The sequence below is a fragment of the Alteromonas nitratireducens genome (assembly GCF_040812025.1).
GTDB lineage: Bacteria > Pseudomonadota > Gammaproteobacteria > Enterobacterales > Alteromonadaceae > Alteromonas > Alteromonas nitratireducens.
The window spans coordinates 21,817-37,426 of sequence record NZ_JBFNPK010000011.1 but is presented as its reverse complement, the minus strand read 5'-3'; the positions used below and the strand labels follow the sequence as shown (position 1 = coordinate 37,426).

Here is a 15,610-nt window from a genome sequence, read left to right as displayed (position 1 = left end):
GACAGGAGCGAGCCTTGACCTCACTACAACTTACCGGTTATCTGCTGTGGGGCATCAGCCTGGCTGCGATCCTTCGCAGCCTGAGCTTCAGTGAATTCAAAACCAACCGTTTACGCCAGCACCTGGTGTTTGGCAGCGCGGCCGCGTTATTCGTCCTCTGGCTGTTTCGCGCCGGTATTTTTGACGGACTGGATGTGCATTTTTTATGGCTCAGCGCGGTCACCCTGACACTCGGTTTTCGCTATGCCATTCTGGCTGCCTCTCTGACCCTGACCGGGATCACCGTAGCCGGGTTCGAAAGCTGGCAAATGCTGGGGGTGAATGCCGTCACGGGCATTCTGGTTCCCGTTGCCGTCACCTACGTGATTTACAGCGTCACGTTCCATCGCATTCCGCGCAACCTGTTTATCTACATTTTCCTGTGCGCGTTTTTCCCGGCAGCAATGAGCATTGCGCTGAAAACCGCATTACTGGGCGGCTACTACCTTACCGACGATATTTATAACTGGACCACGGTCAGTGATAATTACCTGCTGCTTATTCCCCTGCTGCTGTTTCCTGAAGCGCTTTTAAACGGGATGACCATGACATTGCTGGTTATCTACAAACCTGAGTGGGTGTATACCTTTCACGATAAGTTTTATATTGATGGGAAGTAAGCCATCGGAAGCGGACCACAACCTATGACAGCACATCACGCCCCTCCCCTTAAAACCATCGGCCTGCTGGGCGGGATGAGCTGGGAGTCCACAGCAACCTATTACAGCCTGATCAATCGCCTGGTAAACCAGCGTCTGGGCGGATTACATTCTGCCCGGATACTGCTGAGCAGTGTTGATTTTGCCGAGGTTGCGCTGCAACAACAGCAGAACGACTGGGCCGCATCTGCAGCGCTGCTGCGCGAGCATGCCAGAAAACTGGAAACCGCCGGCGCCAAGCTTATTGTGCTGTGTACCAACACCATGCACAAAGTGGCTGACGAGATTGCTGCCGGCATTCAGATCCCGTTTTTGCACATTGCCGACGCACTGGTGCAGGCACTTAACGCCGATGGTATTACGCGTATTGGCTTACTCGGCACCCGCTTTACCATGCAACAGGCGTTTTACCGCGAGCGCCTGCAAAGCAAGGGGATTGAGGTGCTGGTGCCCGATGATGCACAGCAGGATGAGGTTCATCGCATTATTTTTGATGAGCTGTGTGCCGGTACTTTCAGCCCGGCCTCTCGACAGCGCTATCTTGACGTGATTGACGAGCTGTCACAACGGGGCGCTCAGGCCGTGGCGCTGGGCTGTACAGAAATTGGCTTACTGGTGAAGCCAGAGGATACGGCCGTACCGCTTTATGATACAACCACACTGCATGCCAGTGCAGCGGTCAGCGCTGCACTGAACACAGAAAGGCTTCGGACCGGTTAGTTTTTGCTGTCAAACAGCAAATCCATGACGTCAGACAATTCGTGCTTGCCCTCGCGTAGTTCCTCTTCGCTCAGACCGGCGAGTTCATGAGGGAAGACCAGCCACTCGTCACTTTCGTTTACGTAATAATCCGGCACGATCTCGGTTTTGTTGTTCTGTGGTTTGTACCACGGACACGCAATACGAATGTCTTTGGGCATGTTCAGGCGCATCAGCTTTTCAATTTGCTTGATGAGCGCATCAACACTACGGCCACTGTCAAACACATCGTCAACAATCAGCAGCTTGTCACCGGCGTTGGCATTTTCGACCAGGTAGTGCAGACCATGCACACGAATCTCTTTGGACTGCTGGTTGATCCCGTAGTAAGACGAGGTTCTCACCGCAATGTGATCCGTGGCCACATTTTTAAACTCAAAAAACTCCTGAACAGCAATGCCAATCGGTGCACCGCCCCGCCAGATCCCAATAATGAAGTCAGGTCTGAATCCGTCCTCAAACACCTGAGCCGCCAGGCGGAACGAATCCTGGAGCAACGATTGCGAGGTGATAAAGTTCTTGTTCATGTCGTCTCTTAAGCCGGTTTAAAAAAGGGCGGGCAGTATAGTGAATTTACTGGCTTTTTGCATCCTTAATCATTCTGCAGTGCCGTCGCCGGCATCACCCGGCTGGCGCGGATCGCCGGATACACACTGGCCAGCAGACACAAGCCCAGTGCGAAAAGGGTAACCATCACAACCTGGCCCGGCTCCATCACCACTGGTACGCCTTTACCGTCGGCTGACAGCGCCAGCGGCACGTTGAACAACGCAAGCACGTTATTCAGTTGCAGGGTAATTACCACGCCCAGCACCACGCCAATCAGTGCGCCTTTGGCACCATTAAACAGGCCGTTAAGCATGAAAATACGACGTACACTGGCGCGGGTCATACCCTGGGACTGCAATATCGCAATGTCGCCCTGTTTTTCGGTGACCACCATGACCAGCGCAGACACAATATTAAATGCAGCCACCGCAATAATAAGCAGCAGCATCAGAAACATCATGTTCTTTTCCATTTTCACCGCATCGAACAGCGGCCCCTGACGGGCACGCCAGCTTTCGGCATCCACTCCCTGCCCGGCCAATGCGGAAACAACCTGCTGATAAGCAAAGGCGTCATCCAGAAACAACCGGGTGTCAGGTGGTGTCGCGGCGGGCTGTCGCAATAACCGGCGTAAATCATCCTGATGCAGATAAACCACCTTGTCATCAAGCTGGGATCGCATATCGAAAATTCCGCCAACCGTCACCAGGCGCTGGCTCGGCAGCCGGCCAAAAGGGGTGTAGACACTTGCGCCGGCCACCAGAACACGCAGCCTGTCACCCACGTTTACTTCCAGTTGCGTAGCCAGTGCCCGTCCGATGATGACAACAAACTGACCCGCCGCAAGATTACTGAACCGACCTCGCTGAATCAGCTCGGCCACCAGCGCGTTACGCTGCATGCCTTGCGGATCAACGCCCTGCAATTGTACTCCCCGAAGTCCCCGGCGTGACTGCACCACCCCTTCGGTTTCGCGGTAGGCCATAACCCCACGTACCCCGGCGATGTCACTGAATGGCAAGGCGTCGGGTGCGGCTTTTACCAGAACATGCGGCACCATGCCCAGTACCCTGGCCTTAAGCTGTGCTTCAAAGCCGTTCATCACCGACAGCACAATAACCAGCGCACACAGCCCCAGTGCTATCCCGGCAACCGAAAAGCGATTAATGAACGACACAAAGCTGTTGTGCTTGCCGGCAGTGGCATAGCGAAGGGCAATAAAGGCTGAGGGTGGTCTAAACATGCACAGGATCAGTAATTGCGAAATGAACGGTTAATAACAAACCAGAGCGCGGGATGACAACGACAGGCTGCCCGTGACGCGCATCGACACCATAGTAAAGTGGTTAGTCTACGTGTAAGCTACTGAGCGTACAAGAAATGGTTGGCGGAGAGTTTTAATGGATGCGATGACGCTGGAACAAAAACAGGCACAGTTCGACGAGTTTTTCCTGATGGCATACCGTCTTAATGTGAATGTAAAACTGCTCGACGAGGGCACGCCTTTACCTGCGTCTGACCAGCTCGAATCCGTTATGCCCTATGCGTTTCGTATTGCCGGCGAGATGGCCAGCATTGAAGCCCAGGCGTTACGCCCGCTTCGCCATCTCAGCGACCATGCTGAATCGCTCGCCGATTATCTCAATCATCAGGCGCGAAAAATTGACCTGATGATGTCATACATTCTGCATCAGCACGACGAAGAAACGTTACGCTACCAGACCGTAAAATTTGGTGGTGGCGGCCTCATCATTCAAAGCACAGACGCGATGGATGTGGGCAGTATGGCGGAAATTCGCATATTTCTGGACACCGAAGCGGCAGCCATCTTTTGTTTTGGTGAAGTTATCGCTTGCGAGTCTGCCGGGAATGACTACCATATTGCGTTCATTTTTAATCGCATCAGGGAGCAGGATCAGGAACTGCTCGTCAGAGCCAGTCTGCACCTTCAGACTCAGGAGCTCCGAAAACGTGCGCAATCGCGCCAGACTCCCTGACAGGCAAACAGGCTTAACTGACTGATACAGGTGACATGACAGCATCCATTCTTTCTTTGCCACTGCCCGCCGCCAAAAAGCAGGCATCTCATCAGGACCATCAGCACTGGGGACAACTGCGCGGCAGTAGTCAGGCACTGGCTATCAGTCAGGCGGCAGCACAATACAAGGGCCCGGTAGTTCTGGTCACCGCCGACACGCCATCGGCGCTCAGACTGGAAAAAGAAATTGCGTTTTTCTGCGCCGCAGACCACCCCGACATTACGCTGTTCCCTGACTGGGAAACCCTGCCCTATGACACGTTTTCACCGCACCAGGATATTGTTTCCCAGCGCCTGAAAACCCTGTATCAGCTGACGCAGCAAAGTCAGGGTATTTTCATTGTTCCAATCAATACGCTGATGCAGCGTGTCGCACCGGTTGACTACCTGGCCGGACATCTGCTGATGCTGAACAAGGGCGATACACTGGAGCGAGAGACATTCCGGCGTAATCTGGAGCAGGCCGGTTATCTGCATGTCAGTCAGGTGACGGCGCACAGTGAATTCTCGGTCCGCGGCAGCATTATTGACCTGTTCCCAATGGGCAGTGATAAGCCGTTTCGTATTGATTTGTTCGATGATGAAGTCGACAGTATTCGCTATTTTGACATTGAGACACAGCGTTCTACCGATGAAGTCAACGAAATTCGCATGCTGCCGGCACGTGAGTTTCCAACCGATAAGGCCGCCCTGTCGCTGTTCCGCCAGCAGTTTCTTGATCGTTTCGATGCCAGTAATGCACAGGAATCTGTCTTTTCGCAGGTGACCAAGGGCACCATGCCTAGTGGCGTGGAATATTATCTTCCGCTGTTTTTTGAAAAAACCGCCACGCTGTTCGACTACCTGCACCCGGACGCCATGCTGCTCCTGCACGGTGACGTCAAAGACGCCAGTGAATTTTTCTGGGCTGACGTGGAAGAGCGCTACGAACAACACCGCTATAATCTGGCGCGTCCTTTACTAACGCCGCAGGAACTGTTTTTACCGGTTAATGAATTATTCGGTGCGATCAAAGACTGGCCACGCGTTTCTCTGCACGCAGACAGTATCGAGGAAAAGGCTGGTGCGTCTAACCTTGGCTGCGAATCACTGACCGATATTGCAATTAACGCACAGAAAAAAGAGCCCGCAGCACGGCTTAAATCTGCACTCGACGAGGCAAAAGACCGTGGCGCCCGCACGCTGTTTTGTGCCGAGACGCCGGGACGCAGGGAAACCCTGATAGCGCTGCTCGCGAAGGCGGGGATCAGGCCGGTATTGTGCGACAGCTTTGATACGTTTTTAGCCCAGCACGATGCCATCGGCATTACGACCGGTCTGGTCGAGCACAGTTTTCGCTGGCACAGCGGCGAAGGTGAGCTTTTGTTCATCACCGAAACCGAACTGCTCGGACAAAAAGTCTCGCAGCGCCGCCTCAGAGAAAAGCGCACAGCAACCGATGAAAGCGCCATTATCCGCAACCTTGCCGAGCTGTCTGTGGGTCAGCCCGTGGTACACCTTGAGCATGGGGTTGGCCGCTATCTGGGCTTACAGACCCTGGATGCGGGCGGCGTCGCCACAGAATACCTGTGTATTGAGTACGCCAAACAGTCCAAGCTGTATGTACCGGTGTCATCGCTGCATGTGATTTCACGCTATACCGGCGGTGACGTAGAGCACGCCCCTCTGCATTCGCTGGGGTCTGATGCCTGGTCCAAAGCCAAGCAGAAAGCAGCGGAGAAGGTGCGCGATGTGGCCGCCGAATTGCTTGATGTATATGCACGGCGCGCCGCCAAACCCGGTTTTGCTTACAAGATTGACTGGGACGAATATCAGGCATTTGCCGACAGCTTTCCGTTTGAGGAAACGCCTGACCAGATGCAGGCCATCAATGCGGTCATTCAGGATATGGGCAGCCCACAGGCCATGGACCGACTGGTGTGTGGTGATGTCGGTTTCGGTAAAACCGAAGTCGCGATGCGCGCCGCCTTCCTGGCCGCCAGTCAGGGGAAACAGGTGGCGATTCTGGTTCCCACCACCCTGCTCGCGCAACAGCACTATGAGAACTTTAAAGACCGCTTTGCCAACTGGCCGTTCCGGATTGAGGTGATGAGCCGGTTTGTCAGTGGCAAGGCACAGAAAAGCGTGGTCGATGGTATCAGCGAAGGTCAGGTCGATATTGTTGTTGGTACCCACAAGCTGTTGTCGGGTGACATTAACTTTGCCGATCTTGGGCTGGTGATCATTGACGAGGAACACCGGTTTGGCGTGCGCCAGAAAGAGAAGCTGAAATCGCTGCGCGCCGATGTGGATATTCTGACGCTCACCGCCACTCCCATTCCACGCACCCTGAACATGGCCTTGTCGGGCATGCGCGACTTATCGATTATCGCTACGGCACCGGCTCGTCGTCTGTCGATTAAGACCTTTGTACAGCAGCGCAACAAAGCGGTGATCCGCGAGGCCATTATGCGTGAAATCCTGCGCGGCGGGCAGGTTTACTTCCTGCACAACGAGGTCGAATCGATTGCCCGCACCGCCGAGGAAATTGCCGGGATTGTGCCCGAAGCACGTATTGCCGTGGGGCACGGCCAGATGCGCGAACGCGAACTGGAAGCGGTCATGAGTGACTTCTATCACCAGCGCTATAATGTGCTGGTGTGTACCACCATTATCGAAACCGGTATTGATGTACCGACCGCAAACACCATTATCATGGACCGTGCCGACCACCTGGGTCTGGCGCAGTTACACCAGTTACGGGGCCGGGTTGGCCGTTCGCACCACCAGGCGTATGCCTATCTGCTGACACCACATCCTAAACGCATGACACGTGATGCAGTAAAACGTCTTGAGGCCATCTCACAGCTCGAAGATCTGGGTGCCGGTTTCGCGCTGGCAACCCATGACCTTGAGATCCGTGGTGCCGGAGAACTGCTCGGTGACGACCAGTCAGGCCAGATCGCCAGTATTGGCTTTAGTCTGTACATGGACATGCTTGATCAGGCCGTAACGGCACTTAAGGAAGGCCGCGAGCCTACGCTGGACGATGCGCTGTCGGCACACACCGAGATTGAGCTGCGTATTCCGGCCTTATTACCGGAAGATTACATTGGTGATGTGAATATGCGCCTGTCGCTCTACAAGCGCCTGGCCAGTTGCCAGAGCAGTGAGGAAATCGACGAGTTCCAGGTTGAATGTATCGATCGCTTTGGTCTGCTCCCGGATGCAGCCAAAAACCTGGTTCAGATCGCCCATTACAAACTGCAGGCGCGCACGCTTGGGATCCATAAGGTGGATATGTCGCCGCAGGGTGGTACTATCGAGTTCAGGGAAGATACCCGTGTTGATCCGGGCTTCATCATTAAACTGGTCCAGACCCGCTCTGACACGTTCAAATTTGAAGGCAGTCAGAAGTTACGGGTAGTCAAAACCACCGACAGTGCCCAGGCGCGCCTGACCCTGCTTGGTGATTTGCTGGCTGAATTTGCAAAGGAGACACGCTAGATGTCAATGCCGTGGCGCGCAGTTATCGCACTGCTTCTGCTCTGTCCGTCAGCCTACGCTGACGACGACTGGTGGTTTGATATTGAAGTCATCGTGTTTGATCGTAACCAGGCGATCACCGCCCTCAGCGAGCAGTTCGATTATGCGCCGTCGCTGGCGCCAGCAAACGCAGACTATGACCTGCTGTCTGCGTACATGATGCCGGATATCACGCCCATCGCACGCACACTGCCAGACTGCGATGCCCCGCCATTTTTGTTGTGGCAGGCTGCGCCAGCGCTCGATGATATCATCACCGCGTACCGCGAACGTCAGGACGCACTGATGCCCACCGGCTTGCCTGACATCACATCAACAAATCCGGATTTGCTCGCAGACAGCGCAACCGACAGCGACGTTGCCACGTCGTTGACCGTAGCAGCGTCAGCAGATGACGCTTCTCCCGTTCAGGACAGCGCGAGCGAGAACATCAGCGAGCCAGTACCCGTTGTTTCTGACAGTGATATTGCCCGCTACTGGCTCGATTTTCATACCGACTTCTCTGCTGACTACACTCAGGTACCGGCTGTGACGTCCTGTCTTAGTGAGCCTGACTGGCTGGTATATAAAAACGGACAGTGGCAGCGTCAGGCCATTGATATCCAGATTGCTGCGCCCGAGCGCGTACCGCTGTTACCCGAGGGTAACGACTGGTATCGCGCAGCGCAGCCCCATCTGCTGCCGTCTGGCGTACGTGAACTGACATCGCTGTCACAACAAATCCGCAGTACCCGCGGTCTCACGCGTCTGCTGCATACTGTCTGGCGTCAGGAAGTAAAATTTGGTCAGGATAACGCCGCCACGTTTCGTCTGGTCGCCGGTGAGAATTACGCGTCCCGTTTTACGGCTGACGGCTATGAAAAGCATCAGAATGACAATCCCGGCATGCCCGAGTCAGACACCGCAATAACACCATCAACGTTATTTGATACGCTTGATAGCCGCCTGGCAGCCCCCGATACGGTGTCGTTCTCCAGAATGATGGCGGCCTCGCCGGAGAACCCGTCTGACGATACGCTGGCAGACCAGACGGTACGCCAGGCTCCGCTGTGGCAGATTGACGGCACGATTAAAGTCTTCCTGCGTTATGTCAACCGTGTGCCTTACCTGCACATTGATAACGCGCTGTTTTACCGTCAGCCGGTTCCCGTCAACGACAGCCTGGATGTACTGACAGCGGAAGCGGTCACGCCGGAGTATAAGCTGGTATCCGTCCCGTTCAGTCAGTTACGACGGGTTATCAGTAAACAGGTCCATTATTTCGACCATCCGTTGTTTGGCATGATTGTGGAAATCCGGCGTCACGAACGCCCTGCCCCAGAACCTGCGGATGAAACACAAGAGCAGACAGACGAGTAACATGAAAATATATACCCGTGGCGGCGACAAAGGCAGTACCCAAATCTACGCAGATAAACCCATGCGCGTGGATAAAGACGACATTATTCTGGCGTGCTATGGCGATCTGGACGAACTCAACAGCCATATCGGACTGCTCATCAGCCTGGCTAATGACGTTGAAAGTACCACGTTGCACACCATCCAGCGGCAGTTGTTCCAGGCCGGGTTTGCGATTTCCGCCACGTCATCGTTAAGTGAAGAGGATGTCAGTGCACTAGAGTCAGCAATAGACAGGCTGACGCATGAACTCGCTCCACAGACACAATTTATTTTGCCCGGTGGGTGTCAGGCGGCTGCACAGGCACATGTATGCCGGGCAGTCTGCCGACGCACCGAGCGAACGATTACTGCATTAAAACGGGTTCACGACGTGCCGGACGTTCTTGCGGCGTATATCAACAGATTATCAGATTATCTGTTTACGCTTGCCAGAACCCTGAACCATCGTGCTGGGCTCTCCGACACATCATTGTAAACGGCGTTTTACTTATTTACCCACCTCAAAGCTCACAGACCAGGCGGGATCACTGACTTTTGACAAGTCTTTGATTTCCGTTACCGGACGTGCACTCATTTTATTCGCCAGCGCGGATGAGGTGCGGGTTGCGCCATAAGACGCGGCAAAGTTTGCAATGCTCTGATCATTACAGACAACATTATCTGCTACCTGACTGAAGCTCAGACGATAGTGACGAATATCGCTGCGCAACTGGATCAGATCGTTGTTCATTGACGCTTTGCAAAAACCGATCAGTACGGCTTCGGTATTTTTATCCATGGCCTGGGACTGCACTGATAAACCCAGCGCGACTGTACCTGCCAGCACAGCTGCCAGACGACAGGATGTGCGAATATGACCGTTCATGTCATTCTCCTTAAATAGTGTGATGTCACATAGTATGAAGTGGCTGATTTGGGTTCAGTAAACACTTCACCCTTTCAGCTTGCGCGGGAAACCAAAAATGTCGATGACACGGCACTGACGTTTACCTGACCGGCAGGACGAAACGATTTTTTTTTACTGACAGCCACATGACAGCGCTTTTTTTTCTTATTTCAGACAGACAGTTAGAGCCTGTTGACCTTTGCTGTATAATTTTGCAACGATTGTGCGGCATTTCTGCAATGAAGCGCGATTGTGGTGTAGTTTCTCTACATGAATGAGTGCTGAGGCAGCAAAAATGCCGCACAATCGTTGCCCAAAGGGTTCGTCCTAAACGCTTTTTACTCTTTGTTGCTTATTTTTGACTTAATACATTAGGCCTGCAAATAAGCGCCGCGATTAAAAAGCGTTTAGTTAGAACAAAATTCATACAGCAAAGGTCAACAGGCTCTAGGTTGTCTCACACGCACATCGTGATTTTTTCGCCTGTCATCGTTTATTTTTTAACCACAAGGAGGAAGCGCTTACACTATAATTACGTACTGCAGTCTTGTTGTATTTCTAACAACGTAACGAGGTCGTCATTGTGACACCCATACAGAAGTTTAACGGACTGGCTTACAATCAGCGGACGCGGGAACTGACCACAGCCATCAACGATGAACCCAGCTTACTGACGAAGCAGTCAGGCGAGTTGCTGATGCTGTTTTTGCAGGCCGACGATCACACCCTGACCCGTGATGAGATCCGCGCGCAACTGTGGGGACACGCGCATATTTCTGATGATGTGGTTAACCATGCTGTGTGCCGGTTGCGTAAAGTCCTGCATGAACTCGACCCGGCTGAACATATTTATATTGAAACCTTGCCCGCCACAGGCTATCGCCTGCATGGCTGCGATACGCAGCTGGCCAGCCCAAAGTACCAGCAGGTACAACGCTGGATTGTGCTGGCCTCGCTGTTTTCCCTGCTCTGAATTACAACCGTGTCAGCATGACCACCGCGGTCACGATTACTCCCAGCAGAATATTCAGGATGAACCCCTCGCGCGCCATATCCGGAATACGCAATAACCCGCTGCTATAGACAATCGCATTGGTCGGGGTAGCCACCGGCATCATAAACGCACAACTGGCGCTGATAGCGGCAGGCATCATCAGCAGCAGCGGATCAATATCAATGGCCACAGCCGCGCTGGCAAGGATAGGCATCAGCAATGTGGCCGTTGCCGTATTCGATGTCACTTCGGTCAGGAAACTCACCGCCAGACACAGGGTCAGCATCAGGCCTACCAGCGGCAGCACAGACAACCCGGTCAGACTTTCTCCCAGCACCTGGCTCAGACCAGAAGAGGAAAACGCACTGGCAAGACAAAGCCCGCCGGCAAATACCAGCAGTAAGCCCCACGGAATCGATTCTGCGGTATCCCAGTCAAGCAGGTATACCTTATCCCCCTCAGGCGTTATTTCGCCGGACGGGATCAGGCACATCAGTACAACGCCGGCGAGCGCGATGGTACTGTCTCCGACACTGTCCATGCCCAGCCAGGCGGTCCAGTACTGCCGAAAAACCCAGGCCAGGGCGACCAGCGCAAATACCCACAACACGCGTTTTTCGGCGGTTCGCCACTGCCCGGTTGCGGGCAGGTTAACGGCTGGCAGTGCACTGATACCGCGGGTCAGCCACAACGCCATCACCGGGATCGCCACAAGAACGATAGGAATACCGGTTTTCATCCAGTCCAGAAAACTGATTTCAAGCCCGGTTTCCTGCTGATAAAGACTCATGAATATGATGTTAGGCGGCGTGCCGATGGGGGTACCAATTCCCCCTACGCTGGAGGCGTAAGCAATACCCAGTAGCAACGCCGTGCTAAGGCGCGGATCATTGATACTGGTTACCACCGCCATCGCAATAGGCAACAGCATGAGCGCGGTAGCGGTGTTTGATATCCACATACTCAGCACAGCAGATGCGAGCATAAATCCCAGCACCAGACGTTTGGCACTGCTGGCGCCGGTCAGCCGCAGCATATAAACCGCCAGACGCCGGTGGACGCCCGACTTTTCCAGCGATTTTGACAGCATAAACGCGCCCATTAAAAGAATGATCACATGATTGCCCAGTGAGCTGGCTGCCTGCTGGTAGCTCAGGATCCCGGCGGCCGGAAAGGCCACAAACGGCACCAGTGCCGTAACGGCGATAGGCAGCGCTTCGGTCACCCACAGGGCGGCAATCAGCACTGTGATGGCTGCTGTCAGCGACATCGGCAGCGTCAGTTCACTGAACCGGGTCAGTACAAACGTAATGGCGGCAAGAAACAGCGCCAGTGCAATAAAGTGCCCTTTCACCTTAGTCATAACGTCTCCGCAATGCGATAGCTTTCTGGTACGCGGCCGCCGCGTCGGCCGGTAGTGCCCTGCCCGTCATCCGCTGACACCGCGTACTGTCGTAACCGGTATGCGGCAGCGTATCTAAAATACGCTCTGCGCCAGCGGGATTGTTACACGCCAGCAGCATGGTGCAGCCCGCCGCCAGCGCGGCTTGCGCCCGCTCAGGGTAGCCGCCTGCCACCGCCGCGCCTTCCATAGATAGGTCATCTGAAAATATCACGCCGTCAAAGCCCATCTGCTGGCGCAGTATTGTCTGCAGCCAGACCGACGAGAAACCGGCGGGTGCATCGTCTACGGCAGGAAATATGACGTGCGCAGGCATAATTGCATCCAGCGCCTGCTCAGCAATAAGCCGCTCAAACACAATCATGTCCTGTGAAGTGATCTCACTCAGTGCACGGCTATCCACCGGCACCGCTATGTGCGAGTCGGCCTGAACACTGCCATGACCGGGGAAATGTTTACCCGTCGCTGGCATATCGCATTGCCGCATACCGTTAATCAGTGCCCGGGCAAGGGTCACAACCTCATCTGCATTGTCTGCGAAGGCCCGGTCCCCAATCACATCAGAGATACCATTGATATCCAGTACCGGCGCAAAACTGATATCGATGTCCGCCTGCTTCAGCTCGTAGGCCATGATGGTGCCGCAGGCATTCGCCAGCGCGCTGGCTTCATCGCTGTCTGCCGTCCGGGTCAGTAAATCTCCCATCGCCGGCAGGCGCGTAAACCCCTCCCGAAAGCGTTGTACCCGTCCGCCTTCATGGTCAACGGCTATCAGCAGCGGTTTTCCTGCTGCTTCACGGATACTGCGGGTCAACTCCCGTAACTGTTCGGGATCATGGTAATTCCGGGCAAATAAAATCACCCCGCCGGTCAGGGGATGGGCAAGTTTTTCTTTTTCATCCGGCTGCAGTAATTCCTGCTGACAATCTATAATTAGCGGTCCCATGTATTCTGTGGCCCTCACATCCTAACCATTGATAAGCATTTGCTTTTTTTATTGTTCTGCTGTGGGTAGGATAGAGAAAAAAACGGAGTAATACACGTGCAACAGTGGATTAAATGGACGCTGGTCAGCCTGATCGGCCTGATTGGTGTGGCCATGCTGGTTAGCTGGTTGTTATTGCGGGCCAGTTTACCCGTACTGGACGGTGAATCACAAAGTAGCGCCGTCCGCGCACCGGTATCACTGGCCAGAGACACCCTGGGCCAGGCTGTGATCCAGGCCAACGACCGTCAGGATGCCGCGTTTGCGCTGGGTTTCGCACATGGCCAGGACCGTTTTTTTCAGATGGATCTGCAGCGCCGTGCTGCAGCGGGCGGACTGTCTGAATGGGTAGGTCCTGCCGCCCTTTCCGTTGACAAGCGAGCCCGCTTTCATCAGTTCAGAAAACGTGCGGCGCAGGTAATTGAACAACTACCTGACTGGCAGCGCGTTCTGCTACAGCGTTATGCCGACGGCGTCAACGCCGCCCTCACTGAAATGGCGCAGCCGCCGTTTGAATATCTGTTATCAGGCATGGCAATCAGGCCGTGGCAGGTGGAAGACAGCATTCTTGTGGTGTTCAGTATGTACCTGGATTTGCAGCGCAGTCAGGTCGATATGGACATGGCCCGCACTGTCCTGGCCTCCGAATTTGGTCAGCCAATGCTGAATTTCATTATGCAGCCGACGCGCTACCAGGCAGCGCTGGATGACAGCTGGCTGGAAACCGGGACCGTCAAGCTTCCGCCCTACCCGCTGGGAACCCAAACCGCATCCACATACGATTATCAGGAGCCGCCCGACATTGGCAGTAACAACTGGGCAGTGACCGGTGCGCTGACAGACAATCAGGGCGCGTTGCTGGCCAATGACATGCACCTGACCCTGCGCGTACCGATTATCTGGTATCGCGCTCAGTTAAATTACCGGGTTGACGACACCGCCGTGCAACTCACCGGCGTATCGCTGCCGGGGTTACCGGGCATTGTGGTGGGCACCAACGGCAAGGTGGCATGGGGCTTTACTAATGCGAACCTGGACACGGTGGACTGGGTACGATTACCGGACGATGTCAGAACCTGGGAAGAGCAGGAGTTTATCGCCGTGGGAGATGGTGATGAAATCATGACACTGACGGTCAGTGAATTCGGCCCGGTGCGTGATGTTGACGGTGAGCGCTTTGCGCTGTCCTGGGTTGCACATCAGCCTTACGCGGTTAATCTCGCTATTACCCAACTGGATACCGCAAAGACGGTCGACGATGCCATAGCACTGGCAAGCAGCATGGGTATTCCAACCCAGAATATGATGCTGGCAGATGCTGACGGTAATGCCGCCTGGACGCCGGCAGGCGCCCTGCCTGCCCGTCCGCATGCCAGTGACATTGCAATTAGTCCGGCGCAGTACAGTGAGGCCTGGGCGCAGGTGAATCATCAGCGCCCGGTAGTAAAAAACCCACCGCAGCAGCGGCTCTGGACCGCCAATGCACGCGTTATCAGTACGCAGGATCTGGCAACCTTTGGCGACGGCGGTTATGCGCTTGGTGCTCGCGGCTATCAGATAAAACAACGCCTGTTCGAGCGCGAACGCTTCAGTGAAACCGAGTTCTATGCCATTCAGCTTGATAATAAAGCCGACTTTCTTGTCCCCTGGCATGATCTGTTGCTCGCTTCGCTGGCAACCGAAGCAGAGACCTTCAGTGACGATATCCGTTACCTGAAAAGCTGGCAGGCGTGTGCGTGCGCAGAGTCTGTCGGATATACCCTGGTCAGGCATTTTCGCTCATCGCTGACAGAAATGCTGATGGGTAATCTGTTTAACGTACTGGAAGACAAAGACGTAAACACGGCGCCGCTTCTGCGGCAGATTGAGCCTGCTTTGTGGCAGTTGCTGTCGCAGCAGCCGGACGACTGGCTGCCTGATGGCTTCAGCGATTACACTGCGCTTATCAAAGCGGCATACCGCAACGCCCGTGATGAACTGCTGGCAACGTATGGGAAAGAGAACGGACTGGCAGACCTTACCTGGGGCAGGGTCAATGCGCTGCGCATCGCCCATCCTTTTGCCCGCCAGATCCCACTGCTGGGTGATCTGCTGAATATGCAGGAAACGACAGGATTTGGTGACAGCTACATGCCAGCCGTACAAAAAACCGGCTTTGGTGCATCTGAACGCTTTTTTGTTCAGCCGGGACATCTGAAGAATGCCATTCTGACGTTACCCGGCGGGCAGTCAGGGCATCCCCTGTCACCGTTTTATCAGGCCGGATACAGCGACTACATCAACAATGCGGCAACGCCGCTATTGCCCCAGAAATTACTGCATAAGCGCGCATGGCTGCCAGCAACGACTGAGTAGCCGCAATACAGCCGGTCA

13 protein-coding genes are annotated in these 15,610 nt (G+C 54.5%); 8 read left to right on the top strand and 5 right to left on the bottom strand.

Annotated features, from left to right (window positions below; genetic code table 11):
• The first annotated feature begins 14 nt into the window (after nt 1-14).
• Together AB1N33_RS10865 and AB1N33_RS10860 are read left to right on the top strand one after the other, a co-directional pair.
• Complete coding sequence (locus tag AB1N33_RS10865; protein WP_411271574.1) at nt 15-659, top strand: energy-coupling factor ABC transporter permease; 645 nt, start codon at nt 15-17, stop codon at nt 657-659.
• 24 nt (nt 660-683) lie between these two features.
• Nucleotides 684-1,418, top strand: a complete 735-nt coding sequence (locus AB1N33_RS10860) for an aspartate/glutamate racemase family protein (RefSeq protein WP_411271573.1) — start codon at nt 684-686, stop codon at nt 1,416-1,418.
• Here the strand turns inward: AB1N33_RS10860 and AB1N33_RS10855 are convergent.
• Together AB1N33_RS10855 and AB1N33_RS10850 are read right to left on the bottom strand one after the other, a co-directional pair.
• The gene (locus AB1N33_RS10855) at nt 1,415-1,984 is read right to left on the bottom strand and encodes a phosphoribosyltransferase (protein WP_411271572.1); all 570 of its coding nucleotides are present in this window, start codon (nt 1,982-1,984) and stop codon (nt 1,415-1,417) included. The two genes, AB1N33_RS10860 and AB1N33_RS10855, sit on opposite strands and share 4 nt — an antisense overlap.
• 65 nt (nt 1,985-2,049) lie before the next feature.
• The gene (locus AB1N33_RS10850; protein ID WP_411271571.1) at nt 2,050-3,249 is read right to left on the bottom strand and encodes a lipoprotein-releasing ABC transporter permease subunit; all 1,200 of its coding nucleotides are present in this window, start codon (nt 3,247-3,249) and stop codon (nt 2,050-2,052) included.
• A gap of 157 nt (nt 3,250-3,406) precedes the next feature.
• Between AB1N33_RS10850 and AB1N33_RS10845 the strand changes: the two genes are divergently transcribed.
• Genes AB1N33_RS10845 through AB1N33_RS10830 form a run of 4 tightly spaced genes read left to right on the top strand, consistent with a single transcriptional unit; the run spans nt 3,407 to nt 9,445 of the window.
• Nucleotides 3,407-4,003, top strand: a complete 597-nt coding sequence (locus AB1N33_RS10845) for a PilZ domain-containing protein (protein WP_411271570.1) — start codon at nt 3,407-3,409, stop codon at nt 4,001-4,003.
• A gap of 35 nt (nt 4,004-4,038) precedes the next feature.
• Nucleotides 4,039-7,530 (top strand): transcription-repair coupling factor, encoded by a 3,492-nt coding sequence (mfd, locus tag AB1N33_RS10840; protein WP_411271569.1) that lies wholly within the window; start codon nt 4,039-4,041, stop codon nt 7,528-7,530.
• A complete protein-coding gene (locus AB1N33_RS10835; protein WP_411271568.1) occupies nt 7,531-8,928 on the top strand; it encodes a CsiV family protein in 1,398 nt (465 codons plus the stop codon).
• Nucleotide 8,929: 1 nt separating this feature from the next.
• The gene (locus tag AB1N33_RS10830; protein WP_411271567.1) at nt 8,930-9,445 is read left to right on the top strand and encodes a cob(I)yrinic acid a,c-diamide adenosyltransferase; all 516 of its coding nucleotides are present in this window, start codon (nt 8,930-8,932) and stop codon (nt 9,443-9,445) included.
• Nucleotides 9,446-9,457: 12 nt separating this feature from the next.
• Here AB1N33_RS10830 and AB1N33_RS10825 read toward each other — a convergent pair whose 3' ends face one another.
• Nucleotides 9,458-9,835 (bottom strand): DUF3718 domain-containing protein, encoded by a 378-nt coding sequence (locus tag AB1N33_RS10825; protein WP_411271566.1) that lies wholly within the window; start codon nt 9,833-9,835, stop codon nt 9,458-9,460.
• 604 nt (nt 9,836-10,439) lie between these two features.
• On the opposite strand from AB1N33_RS10825, the gene AB1N33_RS10820 reads away from it, so the two are divergent.
• Nucleotides 10,440-10,829 carry a winged helix-turn-helix domain-containing protein gene (locus tag AB1N33_RS10820; protein WP_411271565.1) on the top strand — a complete coding sequence of 130 codons (390 nt, stop codon included), beginning with the start codon at nt 10,440-10,442 and terminating at the stop codon, nt 10,827-10,829.
• 1 nt (nt 10,830) lies between these two features.
• Here the strand turns inward: AB1N33_RS10820 and AB1N33_RS10815 are convergent, their stop codons facing one another.
• On the bottom strand, nt 10,831-12,213 hold the full coding sequence (locus tag AB1N33_RS10815; protein ID WP_411271564.1) for an SLC13 family permease: 1,383 nt from the start codon (nt 12,211-12,213) through the stop codon (nt 10,831-10,833).
• Nucleotides 12,206-13,198: a beta-N-acetylhexosaminidase gene (gene nagZ, locus AB1N33_RS10810; protein ID WP_411271563.1), complete on the bottom strand. Its 993-nt coding sequence runs from the start codon at nt 13,196-13,198 to the stop codon at nt 12,206-12,208. The genes AB1N33_RS10815 and nagZ overlap by 8 nt, the downstream gene beginning before the upstream one ends.
• A 96-nt stretch (nt 13,199-13,294) precedes the next feature.
• Here nagZ and AB1N33_RS10805 point away from each other — a divergent pair, with 96 nt between their 5' ends.
• On the top strand, nt 13,295-15,592 hold the full coding sequence (locus AB1N33_RS10805; RefSeq protein ID WP_411271562.1) for a penicillin acylase family protein: 2,298 nt from the start codon (nt 13,295-13,297) through the stop codon (nt 15,590-15,592).
• Nucleotides 15,593-15,610: the final 18 nt, after the last annotated feature.